Here is a 15,485-nt window from a genome sequence, read left to right as displayed (position 1 = left end):
GACGAACTCGCCCGCTGCCACCGTCTCCGGCGGCGGCTGCCGCTCGGCGACGCGGCCCCAGGCGGACATGATCTGGTGGAAGATCTCCCCTGCCCGGTCCAAAGCGGGAGCCCGCGCCTCCTCGACGAGGTAGCCGGCCTCGGCGAGCAGCGCCCCCGCCCGGCGCACCGCGCCCGCCACGGACCACGGGTTGCGGGTGGCGCCGCGCAGCGCGTTGCTGGTGTGCCAGCGCATCCCGAACTCCGGCATGTTCGTGCGCCCGAGCGGGATCGCTCCCGCCGCGCGCAGCTCGCCGATGTGCGGCGCGTCCTGCGCCGCCACCGCGTCCCGCAGCGCGGCGACGCCAAGCGTCGTCGCCGAGCCGGCCACGTCGATGTTCTCCTTGACCGTCATCGGCACCCCGGTGAGCGGCCCGGGCTTGTCCCGTTCGTTTCGCCGCAGCGCCTCGTCGGCGGCGTCAGCGGCCCGCAGCGCCTCCCGCGCCAGCACGACGGTGATCGCGTTGACCGCCGGGTTCATTCCGCAGGCTCGCGCCGCCCGCCGGCCCGGGGTCAGTCGAAGGAGGGCCTGCGGTCCCTGCTGCGCTTGAGCTCGAAGAAGCCGTCCGCCTTGATCACCAGCACCAGCCCGTCCCACAGCTCCCCGGCGGCCTCGCCGCGCGGCGCGGGCGTGATGACAGGGCCGAACATGGCCTTGCCGCGGACGCGGATCACCGGAGTCCCGACGTCGAGGCCGACCTCGTCGAACGCCTCGTGGTGGGAGGCCTTGATCAGCTGGTCGAAGTCGGTGCTCTCGGCGGCGTCGGCTAGCGACGCGGGCAGCCCGGTTTCCGCCAGGGCCTCGGGGATCACGTCCGGATCTCCCCGGCGCTCCTGGTTGTGGATGCGGGTGCCGATGGCGGTGTAGAGCGGGCCGAGGATGCCGGGGCCCGCGTGCTCCGCCGCGGCGGCGCAGACCCGGACCGGCCCCCAGGCCCGGCTCATGCGCTCAAGGTATTCCTCGCTCAGGCCCTTGCCCTCGTGCTGGACCAGGTTCAGGTAAGCCAGCGACATGATCCGCCAGTCGGTCTGCACGGGCCGGACCTTCTCCACCTCAAGCATCCAGCGCGAGGTGATCCAGGCCCAGGGGCACAGCGGATCGAACCAGAACTGGACGTCTTCGCGCTCTCCTGCCATGGCGGTTACTCCTTGTGGTCCGGGGCGATACGGTCGGCCAGGCGCAGCATGGCCTGCCAGGCCAGATTCGGCGAGCCGGTGTCCGCGTAGTCGTCGGCACCGCCGTCGCCCGCGAACTGTCGCGCCGCGCGCTCGCAGACGTCCGGCGGCACCACGAGCGGCGCTCCCCCGGCCATCGCGTCCACCTGGATCTGGCACGCGCGCTCCAGGTAGAACATCCGCAGGAACGCCTGCCCGGGCGTCCTGCCCACGGTGAGCAGCCCGTGGTTGCGCAAGATCATGACCGGCTTGTCGCCGAGGTCGGCGACGAGCCGCTTCTTCTCCTCGCTGTTGACCGCGATGCCCTCGTAGTCGTGGTAGGCGACTCGGTTGTAGAACTCAAGGGACATCTGGTTGAGCGGGAGCAGCCCGTGCTCCTGGGCGGCGACCGCGCAGCCCGCCTTCGTGTGCGTGTGCAGCACGCACAGCGCGTCCTCGCGGCTCTCGTGGATCGCGCTGTGGATCACGAACCCCGCTTGGTTGACCCGCCACGGCCCGTCGGTGACCAGCCGCCCGTCCAGGCCGACGATCACCAGGCTGGACGCGGTGATCTCCTCATACAGCAGGCCGAACGGGTTGAGCAGGAACCGGTGCCCGGGACCCGGCAGCCGGGCCGAGATGTGGTTGAAGATCAGGTCGGTCATCTTGAAGTGCGCGACAAGCCGGTACACGGCGGCGAGTTCGCGCCGCAGCCGCGCCTCCTCCCGCGCGTAGTGCACAGCCTCGGATGTGTCGACGTCGATCACGGTCATGCGGTGTTCCTGCCTGCTCGCCGGTGCGCCCTGCTCGCCCTGTTCGCCTGCCCGTCTGCTGCGACAGTGCCTCGATGTCGAGCCTTTCACGTGGCCGCAGCCACGTCCAGCTCACAGGGAGCGATCCGCGATGGCTGACGGCGGGATCACGCGCCACCCACATCGCGATCCCACTGGTCACTGGGGCCACTGGCGTTCTACTTCGCACACTCCATGACCATTTTGGCGCCCGGAATGCCCGATTCGTCCATGCACAGAGTGTGCAAAGATGACATGCCCCGTCGCACCGAGGGGAGGCTGTCACTCAGGTGACCCGGTAGGCGGTGTAGCTGACGGTGTCCGCCCCGCGGATCGCGGCGGCGACGAAGATCGACTGCTCGAGGACGGCCAGGCGCGGGGCGGATGTCTCCAGGTGCACCGCGACGCGGAAGTAGTACCTCGACGGGTCGACGGTCTCGCCGCGCAGGAGCGCCTGCAGGATCTCCTGTGGGCCGCTGCGGACACCGGACGTGCGGAAGTGGACATACTCCCCGGCGGGCGTCCGCGCCGAGTAGCGCGTGTCGATCTCGATGCCGCCATCGGCGCGGACGAGCTGCCAGTCCGCGCCTCCGGGCAGGATTTCGGCGTCGAACAGGCCGCTGACCTGCCCGCCGACGATCGGCACGACGCGGCGGTGGCCGGCCCGCGTGATCCCGTGATCCTCAAGCGGCCCGAGCCGGGCCGCCACGTCGAAGGCGCGCTCAAGCCCGGGCACGGGCGCCGCGGCGGTCACCGCCTGACCCCGATCGAGATCATCGGGCCGTCGGCGGGCCGCAGCCACAGCAGGACCTCGATCAGCTCCGCGCGCGGCAGGGAGACGCAGCCGGCGGTCGCGGTGCCCGTGCCCACGTGCAGGAAGATCGCGCTGCCAAGGCCGGGAACCCGCGCGGTGTTGTAGGCGATCACCGCGGCGTAGTCGTAGGCGGGCACCTGGTGCATCGGTTCGGGATTCGCGCCCGGATTGGCCTTGCGGGCGTCTACCCATTCGTTGTAGCGCGGGCTGGCCGGGTCGTCGTCCCAGTAGTCGTAGGTGTAGGCATGCCGGAAGGCGAACGCGAAGCCCAGATCGCGCTGCACGCCGAAGAAGAAGCTGAAGCCGTAGGTGCCGGACGGGGTGGTGCCGTCTCCCTCGCGTTTCTTACCGGGGCCCGCCACGCCGTTGTAGCCCACGCGGGCGGTCCACGGCCCGAACACCTCCACCCGCTTCGTGCCGGTCAGGTCGTAGGCCCGGAAGGTCGCGTAGGTATCCCCGTAGGACGCGGCCGTCACCGTGATCAGCTGCCGTACCCGGCCGCCGCCGGCGGGCGCGGGGCCGCCGGCGGCGCCGCTGGCAGCCCGGGCGCCCCCGGCGGGTCCAAGGACGGCGAGGACGGCAAGCAGCGTCAGCGCCAGGCCGCGGGCGGCCTGAACCAATCGCGTCGTCATACCGGTCATTCTGCGCCCAGGCCGGCTCGACGTGGCCGCGCACTGACAGGATGGTGCACGGCAGCGGAGTCGGCACGGATCGTTCGGGGGAATCCTTATTGTCCTTGCCGCGGCGGACGGGCCCTAAAATCGGGCAGCGGAGGTGACAGGTGGCTGGCACAGGCCGGGGACTGGCGCGGCGGCTCGCCGCGGCCGCCGTCACGGCCGGATGCGTGCTGCCGCTGGCGGGCTGCGGGCTGTTCGGCGCGGGCATGAGGACCGCCGCGCCCGTCGTGATGACGGTGAACAGCGGCGCGTTCGTGCACTACACGATGCCGCAGCGGTTCACGTGCGCCGGCGGCACGGTGCTCACCCCGCCGCTCGGGTGGGCCGGGGCGCCCTCCGACACGAAGAGCATCGCTCTCGTGGTCGACGACTCCGACGCGCCGATCACCCCGTACGTGTACTGGATCGTCTTCGACATCAAGCCGGCGACTTCCGACATCCTGGAGGGGCAGCTGCCCCCGGGAGCCCGGCAGGCGCAGAACAGCGCGGGCCGGGCCGGGTACGACCCGCCCTGTCCCGGGCCACAGGGGCACTGGTACCGGTTCACCGTGTACGCGCTCGACACGGTGCTGAACCTGCCTGAGGACGCCTCGCTTGAGTCGACGTGGATGGCGATCGCGGCGGCGACTATCGGGCGGGGCCGGATGACGGCCTTCGCGACGTCCTGACCGTGCCCGGACCGGATATCCGGACCGGTCCCGACCGCGCAGCGTGACCGAAGTGCCGGAATTATCCGTTTCGCCCCGTCGAATTACCAACTTTGTGATTCGGCAGACACGGGTGCTTAAAGTCGGTAACAATCGGTGAAACCGGTGCCGGTTTAGGGTGCTCGCGATTATGGGGGCAGGCTCGCGTCGATGGCCGCGCGGACCTGGCAAGCGCCACCGCAAGGCCGTGCTCTGCCGGGTGGTGTGGAATGTCGTTTCTGAGCCGTGGGTCCTCGCGGTCTGACCAGCGAGGCAGCAGGGCTGGCGCACGCCGCCGTACGGGCTCCGAGTATGACGACTATGACTACGCGCCGGACAACTACCAGCAGGACGACGACAACTGGTCTCCCGACGAGTACTTCTCCCCCGCGGGCATCAACGGCAACAGGGCCGTTGGCAGCTACGGCGACCGTCCCAGCGGCCAGGGACGCAGGGACGGGGACCGGGGATACGACCACCACGGCCGCGGCGACTACGGCTCCGGCGACTACGGCCCAGGGGACTACGGCCCGGGCCCGCAGCGGGGGCGCGGCCCGGCGGGCAGGTACGGGCGGGACTCCCACGCTGCCGAGGACCGCTACGGTCCCGGCGACTACGGCCCGGGCGACTACGGCCCGGGCGACTACGGCCCCGGCGACTACGGCCCGGGCGGCGGCGAGTACGGGACCGGCGCCTACGAGATGCCCGAGGGGTTCGATGACGACCGCGGCGGGCGCAAGCGCCGTGACCGCGGCGAGCGCGGTGAGCGCGGCGAGCGGTGGCGGCGCCTGGGACGGCGGGACAAGGAAGGCGACATCTGGCCCGATGACGGGGTCTCCGATGAGGACTACTGGGCCTCGGTGGCGGCCGACCGGCCGCTGAACTCGGCGAACCCGGCGCTGGACGGCGACCGGATGAACGTCGTGAACAACCGTCCGCTGGCCCGGCCGAACGGCGCGGCCGCGGCCGGCCAGGTCCGGCTGCCCGGTGAGGCGCGCACCGGGGCGGGGCGCCTCGGGCCCGCGCCGGGAATGGCGGGCTACCTTTCCGGAAGCCAGTCAGGTTCGACCTCCGGCCCGATGGCGCGTTCGGCTACCGGGCCTGCCGCGAGCCGTTCGGGCACCGGTCCCACGGCGACGCCCGCCGCGACCGGTGCGACGCCCGCCGCGCGGCCAGGCATCGACGGCCGCACCGGACCGAACGCGGGCCGGCCGGGCAGTGGCACCGGACCGAACGCGGCGCGGCCTGGCACCGGGCCGACCGCCGCGCGGCCATCCGCCGGACTCGCGCAGCCCGGCCTGACACAACCCGGCCTGACACAGCCGAGCCTGCCGCAGCTGGCCCCCGCGCAGCCCAGCTTTCAACCGCACGCCGCGGCCCGCGGCTCCGGCCGGCAGCCCGAGGTGCCCGACTGGGCGGAACGGACCGAACGGATAGACCGGGTAGCCCCGGCCGGCTACCCCGACCCGCGGCTGACCGGCAGGGGCCAGGCCGCGGGCGCGGGCAACGGCCGCCGCAGCACCGACGATGACCCGCTGACCAGCAAGAAGTACTCGCGCGAGGAGCTGGTCAACACCGACGGCCGCTCCTATCGCTTCGCGTCGCAGCGCGCCCAGGTTTCCGCCGGACGGTACGCGGCGGCGCTGACCGAGAACACTCAGACGTTCAGCATGAACGGCCAGTACACGTCCGATCCGCAGGCGCCGGCCGTGCGCTATCCGGCGCGCGGCGGTCAGCAGCCCGGCCAGCAGGCCGCCCTGCCCGGTCACGGGTCCGCCGCGAGCGCCGCGCCACGCAATCCCTATGACCGCGGAACCGGCTCCTACCCCTACCCCAGCCAGCCGTACCCATCCCGGACCGCCGCTGCGCGCGACCAGGACGAGAACCGCTACCCCCAGCCCGCCAGGCCGGGCGGCTACGACGTCGGCTACAACGCGAGCAGGAACGGCGGCGGCGGCCACAACGGCCACGGACGGTACACCGGCAACGGCGGGTACCCCGGGGGTCACGGCGACGGCCGTGGCGGCAGCGGGCGCTACTAAGTGAGGCGCACCCACACCGTGGCCGGTTAGGGCCCGACCGGTTAGGGCCCGGCCGGTTTGGCCGCCCGGTCCTGACCATTCCAGGCACATGCCATCCTTGTGTCGTGCCCGAAGGTGACGTCGTCTGGTACACCGCCCGGCGCCTGCACGAGGCGCTCGCCGGGCGGGTGCTGACGCGCAGCGACTTCCGGGTCCCCCGTTTCGCCACCGTCAACCTGGCCGGGCAGACCGTCACGCAGGCCCTCGCCAGGGGCAAGCACCTGCTGATCCGCACCTCCGGCGGGCTCACGGTGCACACGCACCTGAAGATGGACGGCTCATGGCGGATCCGCCCGGCTGCCGACAGCCTGGCGGACAGCCACCGGATCAGGCTCCTGCTCGCCAACGCCGAATGGCAGGCGGCCGGCTATCTCCTTGGCACCACCGAGGTTCTGCCCACAGGCAGCGAACACGACGTGACCGGCCATCTCGGCCCGGACCTGCTCGGCCCCGACTGGGACCCGGCGGAGGCCGTCCGACGGCTGACGACCGACAAGGACCGCGCGCGAGGTCGGGGACCTTGCCGCGCTCGTGCAACTCGGGCACCGGCTGCTCGACGCCAACAAGACGCGGCCCGGGCACGCGTCGACCGGGGACACCAGGCCCGGCAGGGAAAGCTGGGTGTACGGGCGCGCGGGCCGGCCATGCCGGCGCTGCGGGACCGTCATCAAGCGGGACGAGCAGGGTCCCGCGGGTCAGGAACGGCTCAGGTTCTGGTGCCCGACCTGCCAGCGATAGCGTGGGTGCGCGCCGCTAGGCGTTCGGCGCCGAGATGCCCCAGCGGATGGCGTTCACGACCAGGTGACCGGCCGGGCGCGCGAGGACCGCGTCGGCGAACGGCAAGGCCGGGATCCTGAGTTCGCTCCTGGCCCACCGGGGAAGCAACGCGACCGCCGCCTCGGCCAGGCCCCGGTACAGCGGGCGGACCACGAGCGGCAGCGGCGGTTCCCGCAGCAGGAATCGGGCGGCCGCCCACGCCTGCGGCGTGCCGGCGAGTTCGGGACGGTAGCGGCCGATGGTGGCGGTTACCCCGGCCTCGGTCCTTGGCGGGTCCGGCACGCCGAGCTCGGCGGCGATCAGGGCCATATCCGCCACGTAACCGTCACGGGCCGCCTGGTCGAGGGACTGGCCGCCGTACACCTCGTAGGCGCGCAGGAATGCGTAGATCTCAGCGACGTGCACCCAGGTCAGCAGGTGCGGGTCGGAGGCCGCGTACGGCCGTCCGTCCGGCGCGGTCCCCGTGACGTGCTCGTGGATGGCGCGGACCTTCGCTATCGCCGCCAGCGCGTCAGCCCGGCGGCCGAACGTCGTCACCGCGACGAAGCGGCTCGTCCGCTGCAGCCGTCCCCAGGGATCGTCCCTGTAGCCCGAGTGGTCGGCGACCGCCGCCATGGCCAGCGGGTGCAGGGACTGCATCAGCAGCGCCGCGATGCTCCCGGCGAACATCGCGCAGTCATCGTGCACCAGCCGGATCGGACGGTCCGCGGCGAACCACCGCTCGGCCTCCGTGATCCGGGGCCGCTCGCTCGGCACCGGCTGCCGGGGCCCCACGACCCGCTCGAAGACGGCGTCGCCGATCCGGCGGCGAAAGGCATCGGTAACCGGCATACCTGGGAAACGCCCCGGCGGACCTGCTGCGTCCCGACGCCCGGCCCGCCGAGGATAGCCATGTCCCCTTCCGCGAGCTAAATTAAACCGGCGGCAGCCCAGATTTCCTTCTGCGATGTAAAAGATAGGGTGGTGGCGCGCCTGCGGCTGGTGCCAGATCATTGGACGAGCCGCGGGTCTGCTGCCGGTTAGTGCCGTGCGCCGGCGGCTGCCCGTAACCACCCGGGAAAGGGGTCCAGATGAGCATCACCACGCGAGCCGCGGTCTGCCGCGTGCCCGGCCACCCGTGGGAGATCACCGAGCTTGAGCTTGACGAGCCGAAGGCGAACGAGATCCGGATCAAGTTCTTCGCGGCCGGACTGTGCCACTCCGACGACCACATCCAGAAGGGCGACGCGCCGATGCGGATGCCCGTGGTCGGCGGGCACGAGGGCGCGGGCATCGTGGACGCGGTGGGTCCTTCCGTCACCCGGGTCACGGTCGGCGACCACGTGACCTGCTCGTTCATCCCCGCCTGCGGCAAGTGCCGGTATTGCGCGACCGGCCGCCAGCAGCTGTGCGACGCCGGCAAGAACGCCGGCACCGGCCTGTTCCCTGACGGCACGTTCCGGTTCCACCAGGGCGGCGAGGACTTCGGCGGCCTGTGCGTGCTCGGCACGTTTTCCCAGTACGCGGTCGTGCACGAGTATTCCGTCATCAAGATCCCCGAGGAGATCGGCTTCGACGTCGCCGCCCTGGTGGCCTGCGGCGTGCCGACCGGCTGGGGCTCGGCGGTCCGCGCCGGCGACGTGCGCGCCGGGCAGACCGTGGTGATCTACGGCGCCGGCGGCGTCGGCAGCAACGCCGTGCAGGGCGCCGCCCTGGCGGGGGCCAAGAACGTGATCGTGGTCGATCCGGTGGAGTTCAAGCGGAAGATGGCCCTGTCCGAGTTCGGCGCCACCCACGCGTTCGCCTCCGCCGAGGAGGCGCACGACTTCGTCGTCCAGACCACCTGGGGCGAGCTCGCCGACCGGGCGATCATCACCGTCGGCATCCTGCACGACGAGGTGATAGCGAACGCGATCAAGGTGGTGGGCAAGACCGGCCAGGTCACGATCACCGCGGTCGGGAAGGGCTGGGTCAACGAGAACCCCGGCATGCTGATCGGCTACCAGCGCAGGCTTCAGGGCTCGATCTACGGCGGCTGCAACCCGCTGAGCGATGTGCCGCTCCTCATCGGCCTCTACCAGGCGGGCAAGCTCAAGCTCGACGAGCTGATCACCCGCCGGTACAAGCTCGACGAGATCAACGAGGGCTACCAGGACATGCTCGACGGCAAGAACATCCGCGGCGTGATCATCCACGAGCACTGAGCAGCAAGGAAGGGAACCGCAGACAATGAGCATCACCACCCGCGCTGCCATCGCCCGGGCTCCGCACGTCGGCTGGGAGATCGTCGACCTGCAGCTCGACGAGCCGAAGGCGCACGAGGTCCGGGTCAAGCTGATGGCCGCCGGGCTGTGCCACTCCGACGACCACATCACCGCCGGCGACGCCCCCGTCCGGCTGCCGGTCGTGGGCGGACACGAGGGCGCCGGCATCGTCGAGTCCGTCGGCCCCGACGTGCAGCGCGTCAAGCCGGGCGACAAGATCGTCTGCTCGTACATCCCGGCCTGCGGCGCCTGCCGGCCGTGCTCGACCGGGCACTCGAGCATGTGCGTGAAGGGCCTGCACGCCGGCACCGGCATGTTCGAGGACGGCACGTGGCGTTTCCACGAGGGCGAGACGGACATCGGCGGGTTCTGCTCGCTCGGCACCTTTTCCCAGTACGCGGTCGTCTCGGAGTGGGCCACCGTGCCGCTGCGCGAGGACTTCCAGGACATCCCGTGGGAGGTGCTGTGCCTGGTGGGCTGCGGCGTGCCGACCGGCTGGGGGTCCGCGGTGCACGCGGCCGGGGTGCAGGCCGGCGACACCGTCGTGATCTTCGGCGCCGGCGGCGTGGGCAGCAACGCGGTGCAGGGTGCCCGGTTCGCCGGGGCGAAGAACGTGGTCGTGGTCGACCCGGTGGAGTTCAAGCGGGAGATGGCCACCACCGTGTTCGGCGCCACGCACGCGTTCGCCACCGCCAAGGAGGCGCACGACTTCGTCGTCCAGACCACCTGGGGCCAGCTCGCCGACCACGCGATCATGACGCCCAACGCGGTCACCGAGGAGATGGTGAACGCCGCGGTGCAGATGACGGGCAAGGGCGGCAAGGTCACGATCACGGCGGTCGGGCACATCGACGAGCGCGCCGTGCACCTGCCCGCGGGCATGCTGATCGGCTACATGCGCCAGATCCGGGGCGCGCTGGCCGGCGACAGCAACCTGCTCTACGACATCCCTGTGCTGCTCGGCCTCTACAAGTCGGGCCAGCTCAAGCTCGACGAGCTGGTCACCCGCACGTACGCGCTCGACGAGGTGAACCAGGCCTACCAGGACATGAACGACGGCAAGAACATCCGCGGCGTGATCATCCACGAGCACTGATGTCATGCGCTCTCGGTAAAGCCAGAGCCCGCGAACGCCGGCCAGAAACCCGGTAGCCTCACCAGCATGCGCGACGAGACGATCGCAAGTTTCCTGACTCGGCTTGCCGCCCGGAGCGCGGCGCCGGGCGGCGGTGCCACCGGCGCGCTGCACGCCGCGCAGGCCGCTGCGCTGCTCGCGATGGTGGCCCGGTTCAGCGACAGCCCGCGGCACGATTCCGAAGTGGTCGGCCGGGTCAGGGCCGCGGCGGACGGGCTGGCCGACGAGGCGGTTGAGCTCGCCGAGGCCGACGAGGCCGCGTTCGGCAGGGTCGTGGTCGCCTACCAGCTCCCCAAGGACACCGCCGAACAGAAGGCGGCGCGGTCCGCGGCCATCGCCGGCGCCCTGGCCGGCGCCACCCGCCCGCAGGCCGACCTGATGGCCGCGGCGGTGCGGCTGGCGGGCCTGGCCGAGGACCTGCTGTCCGTCGCGAACAGGAACGTGATCTCCGACATCGCGGCGGCCGCCGCCGCGATCAGCGCCGCCGCGGTCATCGCGCAGGTGAACATCGAGGCGAACCTGTCCGGCATCAAGGATGAGGCGCTCGCCGCCGAGCTGACCCAGATCGCGGAGCTTGCCGACGGCGTGACCGACCGGGCCGGCCGGCTGGTCGACGCGATCCGCGAGGAGATCTCCAGGTGACGGCCCAGCCCGGGAGCGAGCTGTCCGGCAGGGAACTGGCCACCCAGATCCGCGCGACGACGGCCGCGCGGGCCGCGGAGCTCGCCGCCGCCGGCCGTCCGCCCCGGCTCGCCGTGGTCACCGCGACCGACGACGAGGCGAGCGCCTCCTACGTCCGCTCGATCGCCAGCGCCGCCGCCCGGGTGGGCGTCGCCTGCGACGTGCTGCGCACGTCCACGGCCAACGGCATCAGCGCCACGCTGGCCCAGCTCGCCGACGATCCCGAGGTGCAGGGCGTCATCTTGCAGACCCCGCTGCCCGACGGCGCCGGGCTGGCCGACCTGGCGACGGCGATCCCACCGGAAAAGGACGTGGACGGCGCCAGCCCGGCCTCGCTCGGCCGACTGGCGGCAGGCCTGCCCGCGTTTCCCCCGGCCACGGCCGAGGCGGTACTCGCGCTGCTCGACCACTACCAGGTGGAGCTGCGCGGCAGGCACGCGGTGGTCGTGGGCCGGTCGGTGGTGGTCGGCAAGCCCGCCGCGCACCTGCTGCTCGACCGGCACGCCACCGTCACCATCTGCCACTCCCGCACCCCCGACCTGCCGGCGATCACCCGGCAGGCCGACGTTCTCGTCGTCGCCACCGGCCGGGCGTCCCTGATCGGCCCGGAGCACGTCTCCCCGGGCACCACGGTCGTCGACGTGGGCACGAACGCCACCCCGGACGGCCTGGCAGGCGACGTGCACCCCGCCGTCGCCGCGGTGGCGGCCGCCCTCACCCCCGTGCCCGGCGGCGTCGGCCCGGTCACCACCGCGCTGCTGCTGCGCCACGTCGTCGAGGCAACGGCCATGGCCGGCTGAGGTCCGCTCGCCGGCTTCCGCCCGCTTGCGGTTGCCCTGGATCATCATTCCAAACGATCCGTGGCGTCTCACCCGTCACCTGACTCCCCCGGGACGCCGCGCAGTGCCCGCGGGCACCGCGAAGTTGCTGGCGGTGGGGCCCCACCATGCGCGCCTGCCGCCGACGGGCGGTCGGCTCGCCGACAGGAACTGGGCCGTTGGCGCACCTGACCCAGTAGTGCCGGGCCGTTAGCGTAACTGGCCCAATGCGCGGGCCCGGCACGCTGTGACGGCTGGTTCCCGTGGGGTGCTGGCGCCGGTAGTGGGACCTTGGCCTAGTGAGCCGGTCATGAGTTCTGCGGTCACTTCGACATCGTCTTCGAGGTGGGGGCCCCGCCACCAACAGGGCTGGCGCTGGAGGCCCCAGCGCCAATGCGGGCCGCAGTGCCCGCGGGCGTGGCCGAGGACGCGGGTGAACGGAGCGCTGTCAGGTGCTGGTGGTGCCGCTGTTCGGGCCGAAATGTGCCCATACGGTACTAGCCTGGGAAACCGTGGCGGGATATGACGATGGACGGGTGGCGTGCACCGACGACGGGCTCCTCATCCGTCACTACTATCTGTACGGCGCCAAGCGCATCAGGTACTCCGACATCCGGGAGGTCCGCCGGGTGTCGCCGCTCGGCTTCACGGCCAGGTGGCGCATCCACGGCAGCGGGGACTTCGTGCACTGGTTCAACTACGATCCGCGCCGTCCCAGGAAGAACACCGCCCTCGTCATCTACCTGGACGCGTCGGTCAGGCCCGTGATCACCCCGGACGATCCGGAAGCCGTGCGGGCCGAGCTCGAGGCCCACGGGGTCCGGGTGACCACCGGCACCGAGAGCATGCGCTAGCTCCCGCGCCGTCAGCCCGCCGCAGGCTCGACCTGCAGCGGCCCGCCGCCGCTGCTCACGTCGATCGTGCGGGGCGCTGCCGGGTCGGTGGCGATCCCGATGAGCCGGTGTCCGCCGCCGCTGTCCGCGGTCACCGCGTACGGGCCGCCTGGCAGGGTTATCAGGGCGGGGCCGCCTTCGGTGCTGACGATCACCGCCCGCGGCGGGGCGGCGAACACCAGCCGCGCCGCGCCGCCGTCGGTGGTCACGGTCAGCGGGCCGTGGATTCCCGTGGCGTTCACCGCTCCGCCGCCGGAGTTCACCGTCGCCCCGGCGATCCCGGAGACGAGGACCCCGCCGCCCTCGCTTGCCACGGTGGCGGTGACGTCCCCCGGCGGCGGCACGGTGACGGTGAAGCCGACCTCGCAGCCGGAGATCGCGCACGACGGGGCGTCAAGCGTGAGGACGCCGCGGGAAACCGAGTGCCGCACCGCGGGCGGCCCGCCGTCCTGCGCGTCGTACGCGATCTGCTCGCTGACCTGGACGCTGGCTACCTGCCCGACGGTGACCTGCACCGGCAGGCCGTAGCTCTGCACGTCCACGCTGGTGACCGGCTGCGGCACGGTGATCACCGGGCTTGGGACGGCGGTCAGCGTCACGGGCACCCGAGTCCACCCGCTGGTGATGAAGTCGGCACAGGGGATCGCGATCGCCGCGATGACCAGCAGCCCGGACAGGCCCCAGATCCGGCGGCCCCGCAGCGGGCGGCCGGGACCGCCGCCGCGCGCGGTCACCGCGTACATGGCAGGTCCACGGTGAGCAGGGTCGGCCCGCCCGGCGGGCTGTCGATCTCGAAGGTCCCGTCGACCGAGGAGGCGCGCCGGGCCAGCCCGGCCAGGCCGGTGCCGCGGGCCGGGTCGGCGCCGCCGACGCCGTCGTCGCTGATGATGACGTGCAGCCGGTCGCCGGCGCGCTGCACGACCACCTGCGCCTGGCTGGCCTGGGCGTGCTTGGCGATGTTGGCCAGGCCCTCGGACACCACGAAGTAGGCGACCGCCTCGATCACCGGCGGCGGGCGGCGGGACTGCAGGTCCACGGTCAGCCGGACCGGGATCGGCATCCGCGCCACCACGCCGGACAGCGCCGCGTCGAGGCCGCGGTCCTCAAGTACCGCGGGGTGCAGGCCGCGGATCAGGTCCCGCAGCTCGGCGAGGGCGGCCTTGGCCTCCTCGTGGGCAGCCGCGATGGCCTGCCGCGCCTCATCGGCGGTCGCGGCCCGGGCCCTGGCCATGCCCAGGTTCATGGCCAGGGAGACCAGCCGCTGCTGCGTGCCGTCGTGCAGGTCGCGCTCCAGGCGGCGCCGTTCGGCGTCGGCCGCGTCGACCACGCCGGCCCGGGTCTGGGTCAGGTGCTCCACCCGGTGCGCCAGCTGCTCGGCGCGGCTCGGGCCGAGCAGCGCCCGGGCGGCGCTGACGTCGAGCGCCCGCACCCCGGCGGTGACCCACGGCGCGGCGAGCAGCAGCCCGATCCCGGCGACGGTCAGGTACACGTCGGCCGGTGCGCCGGGCAGCGGGAAATGCGCGGCCAGGGGCGCGGACTGCCCGCGCTGCAGCAAAGTCCCCGCGGGCAGGGTGTACGCGTACGTATACACGAGCGCGTACACGATGCCCGCCACCCACATCGCGATGGCGGCGGCCGCGGCCAGGGCCAGCGCCGGGCCGGCGAGCAGGTGGTAGCCGAGCTGGCGCCAGGTCGCCTGCGAACGGGCCGCCGCGACGATCCCCGGCACGCCCAGCGGGCGTTCGATGCCCGGCCGCGGCGGTATGACCACGGCGGCGGTGACTCGCAGCCGGTGGCGATGGACCGGGGTGAGCAGCGGGACGGCCAGCACCGCGAGCACCAGGACCAGCAGCACCATCGGCGCCGTCGCCGGGTGCACCGTGCAGTACACCGCCGCCGCGATCAGCGGCACGGCGAGCTGGGCCGGTATCCCTCCGGCCAGGTAGACGGCCTCGGCCCAGGCACGCCGCGACCACGGGACGCGGCGGTGCCGCGGGACGCGGGCGTCGGGGGCGTCGTGCTGCGCGACCAGGGTGGCCATGACGTACACGGTATGCGCCAGGGACGTTGCCTGCCCATCCGGCGGGGTTCACCGCCAGGGGTGAAGCTGGCTGCACCCCGAATTGTGGACGCCGGGCCAGTGCGCGCGGCTGTCCGCCGCGCCATCCTCTCGGTCATGATGAGACAGCACAGCATGGCCGGCGCGCCGGACGACCTGATCCGGCTGGCCGGGGTGACCAAGACCTACCAGGCCGGCGCGCCGCCAGCGCTCGCCGACGTCAGCATGAGCGTGACGGCCGGGGAGGTCGTGGCCGTCATGGGCCCGTCCGGCAGCGGGAAGTCCACGCTGCTCAACCTGGTCGCGGGGCTGGACAGGCCCACCGCGGGCACGGTCGCCGTGGCCGGGCGGCGGATCGACGCGCTCGGCGAGGGGGCGCTGGCCAGGTTCCGCGCCCGCCACGTCGGGATCATCTTCCAGTTCTTCAACCTGCTCGACGACCTCACCGTCGAGGACAACGTGCTGCTGCCCGCCCAGCTCGCCGGGGCCTCCCGGCGGCAGGCGCGGGCGCGGGCGGGCGAGCTGCTCGACCTGGTGGGCATCGCGCGGCACCGCGACGCGTACCCGGCGCGGCTGTCCGGCGGGCAGCGGCAGCGGGTGGCGATCGCCCGGGCCCTGGTGAACGCGCCGGCGGTGC

General features: G+C 72.6%; 17 protein-coding genes. 9 read left to right on the top strand and 8 right to left on the bottom strand.

All coding sequences use genetic code 11. From position 1 onward, the window contains the following. The 5 genes from Q1N79_RS24215 to Q1N79_RS24195 all read right to left on the bottom strand — a co-directional run. Positions 1 to 636: amidase family protein (locus tag Q1N79_RS24215; RefSeq protein WP_300612743.1), on the bottom strand; the 636-nt coding region annotated here is incomplete at its 3' end. Further along, a complete protein-coding gene (locus Q1N79_RS24210) occupies positions 552 to 1,175 on the bottom strand; it encodes a disulfide bond formation protein DsbA (RefSeq protein WP_300612742.1) in 624 nt (207 codons plus the stop codon). The genes Q1N79_RS24215 and Q1N79_RS24210, both read right to left, overlap by 85 nt. A 5-nt stretch (positions 1,176 to 1,180) precedes the next feature. After that, positions 1,181 to 1,966 (bottom strand): class II aldolase/adducin family protein, encoded by a 786-nt coding sequence (locus Q1N79_RS24205; RefSeq protein WP_300612741.1) that lies wholly within the window; start codon positions 1,964 to 1,966, stop codon positions 1,181 to 1,183. A gap of 304 nt (positions 1,967 to 2,270) precedes the next feature. After that, positions 2,271 to 2,738, bottom strand: a complete 468-nt coding sequence (locus Q1N79_RS24200) for a DUF3237 domain-containing protein (RefSeq protein WP_300612739.1) — start codon at positions 2,736 to 2,738, stop codon at positions 2,271 to 2,273. Beyond that, positions 2,735 to 3,430, bottom strand: coding sequence for a L,D-transpeptidase family protein (locus Q1N79_RS24195; protein ID WP_300612737.1), 696 nt, complete (start codon positions 3,428 to 3,430; stop codon positions 2,735 to 2,737). Before Q1N79_RS24195 ends, Q1N79_RS24200 begins: the two co-directional genes overlap by 4 nt. A 149-nt stretch (positions 3,431 to 3,579) precedes the next feature. Between Q1N79_RS24195 and Q1N79_RS24190 the strand changes: the two genes are divergently transcribed. From Q1N79_RS24190 to Q1N79_RS24180, 3 genes are all read left to right on the top strand, one after another. Then, the gene (locus Q1N79_RS24190) at positions 3,580 to 4,143 is read left to right on the top strand and encodes a YbhB/YbcL family Raf kinase inhibitor-like protein (protein WP_300612736.1); all 564 of its coding nucleotides are present in this window, start codon (positions 3,580 to 3,582) and stop codon (positions 4,141 to 4,143) included. Positions 4,144 to 4,391: 248 nt separating this feature from the next. Beyond that, positions 4,392 to 6,203, top strand: coding sequence for a hypothetical protein (locus tag Q1N79_RS24185; RefSeq protein WP_300612735.1), 1,812 nt, complete (start codon positions 4,392 to 4,394; stop codon positions 6,201 to 6,203). A gap of 104 nt (positions 6,204 to 6,307) precedes the next feature. Beyond that, positions 6,308 to 7,099 carry a DNA-formamidopyrimidine glycosylase family protein gene (locus Q1N79_RS24180; protein ID WP_300612734.1) on the top strand — a complete coding sequence of 264 codons (792 nt, stop codon included), beginning with the start codon at positions 6,308 to 6,310 and terminating at the stop codon, positions 7,097 to 7,099. On the opposite strand, the gene Q1N79_RS24175 is transcribed toward Q1N79_RS24180, so the two are convergent. Further along, positions 6,996 to 7,850, bottom strand: a complete 855-nt coding sequence (locus tag Q1N79_RS24175) for an oxygenase MpaB family protein (protein ID WP_300612733.1) — start codon at positions 7,848 to 7,850, stop codon at positions 6,996 to 6,998. The genes Q1N79_RS24180 and Q1N79_RS24175 overlap by 104 nt on opposite strands. Positions 7,851 to 8,089: 239 nt before the next feature. Here Q1N79_RS24175 and Q1N79_RS24170 point away from each other — a divergent pair, with 239 nt between their 5' ends. From Q1N79_RS24170 to Q1N79_RS24150, 5 genes are all read left to right on the top strand, one after another. Next, positions 8,090 to 9,202: an NDMA-dependent alcohol dehydrogenase gene (locus Q1N79_RS24170; protein WP_300612732.1), complete on the top strand. Its 1,113-nt coding sequence runs from the start codon at positions 8,090 to 8,092 to the stop codon at positions 9,200 to 9,202. 25 nt (positions 9,203 to 9,227) lie between these two features. Continuing rightward, positions 9,228 to 10,358 carry an NDMA-dependent alcohol dehydrogenase gene (locus tag Q1N79_RS24165; protein WP_300612731.1) on the top strand — a complete coding sequence of 377 codons (1,131 nt, stop codon included), beginning with the start codon at positions 9,228 to 9,230 and terminating at the stop codon, positions 10,356 to 10,358. A 66-nt stretch (positions 10,359 to 10,424) separates the two neighbouring features. Beyond that, on the top strand, positions 10,425 to 11,039 hold the full coding sequence (locus Q1N79_RS24160; RefSeq protein WP_300612730.1) for a cyclodeaminase/cyclohydrolase family protein: 615 nt from the start codon (positions 10,425 to 10,427) through the stop codon (positions 11,037 to 11,039). Continuing rightward, positions 11,036 to 11,878 carry a bifunctional 5,10-methylenetetrahydrofolate dehydrogenase/5,10-methenyltetrahydrofolate cyclohydrolase gene (locus tag Q1N79_RS24155; protein ID WP_300612729.1) on the top strand — a complete coding sequence of 281 codons (843 nt, stop codon included), beginning with the start codon at positions 11,036 to 11,038 and terminating at the stop codon, positions 11,876 to 11,878. Before Q1N79_RS24160 ends, Q1N79_RS24155 begins: the two co-directional genes overlap by 4 nt. 530 nt (positions 11,879 to 12,408) lie before the next feature. Continuing rightward, entirely contained in the window at positions 12,409 to 12,750 is a 342-nt protein-coding gene (locus Q1N79_RS24150) for a hypothetical protein (RefSeq protein ID WP_300612728.1), read from the top strand. An 11-nt stretch (positions 12,751 to 12,761) separates the two neighbouring features. Here the strand turns inward: Q1N79_RS24150 and Q1N79_RS24145 are convergent, their stop codons facing one another. Both Q1N79_RS24145 and Q1N79_RS24140 read right to left on the bottom strand, forming a co-directional pair. After that, entirely contained in the window at positions 12,762 to 13,523 is a 762-nt protein-coding gene (locus Q1N79_RS24145; RefSeq protein ID WP_300612727.1) for a hypothetical protein, read from the bottom strand. After that, positions 13,520 to 14,830: a histidine kinase gene (locus Q1N79_RS24140; RefSeq protein ID WP_300612726.1), complete on the bottom strand. Its 1,311-nt coding sequence runs from the start codon at positions 14,828 to 14,830 to the stop codon at positions 13,520 to 13,522. The genes Q1N79_RS24145 and Q1N79_RS24140 overlap by 4 nt, the downstream gene beginning before the upstream one ends. 138 nt (positions 14,831 to 14,968) lie before the next feature. Here Q1N79_RS24140 and Q1N79_RS24135 point away from each other — a divergent pair. Beyond that, the coding region (locus Q1N79_RS24135; RefSeq protein ID WP_300612724.1) for an ABC transporter ATP-binding protein at positions 14,969 to 15,485 on the top strand (517 nt) is incomplete at its 3' end.

The organism is Trebonia sp. (assembly GCF_030042015.1).
Taxonomy (GTDB): domain Bacteria; phylum Actinomycetota; class Actinomycetes; order Streptosporangiales; family Streptosporangiaceae; genus Trebonia.
Note: the sequence above shows the minus strand (reverse complement) of the source record. Positions and strands in the feature narration are given on the sequence as shown.

Bases quoted from the DNA above. Each gene is read 5' to 3' on its own strand.
- Q1N79_RS24165 (WP_300612731.1), top strand. From the start codon at position 9,228: ATGAGCATCACCACCCGCGCTGCCATCGCCCGGGCTCCGCACGTCGGC.
- Q1N79_RS24210 (WP_300612742.1), bottom strand. From the start codon at position 1,175: ATGGCAGGAGAGCGCGAAGACGTCCAGTTCTGGTTCGATCCGCTGTGC.
- Q1N79_RS24175 (WP_300612733.1), bottom strand. From the start codon at position 7,850: ATGCCGGTTACCGATGCCTTTCGCCGCCGGATCGGCGACGCCGTCTTC.
- Q1N79_RS24140 (WP_300612726.1), bottom strand. From the start codon at position 14,830: ATGGCCACCCTGGTCGCGCAGCACGACGCCCCCGACGCCCGCGTCCCG.
- Q1N79_RS24205 (WP_300612741.1), bottom strand. From the start codon at position 1,966: ATGACCGTGATCGACGTCGACACATCCGAGGCTGTGCACTACGCGCGG.
- Q1N79_RS24195 (WP_300612737.1), bottom strand. From the start codon at position 3,430: ATGACGACGCGATTGGTTCAGGCCGCCCGCGGCCTGGCGCTGACGCTG.
- Q1N79_RS24185 (WP_300612735.1), top strand. From the start codon at position 4,392: ATGTCGTTTCTGAGCCGTGGGTCCTCGCGGTCTGACCAGCGAGGCAGC.
- Q1N79_RS24170 (WP_300612732.1), top strand. From the start codon at position 8,090: ATGAGCATCACCACGCGAGCCGCGGTCTGCCGCGTGCCCGGCCACCCG.
- Q1N79_RS24160 (WP_300612730.1), top strand. From the start codon at position 10,425: ATGCGCGACGAGACGATCGCAAGTTTCCTGACTCGGCTTGCCGCCCGG.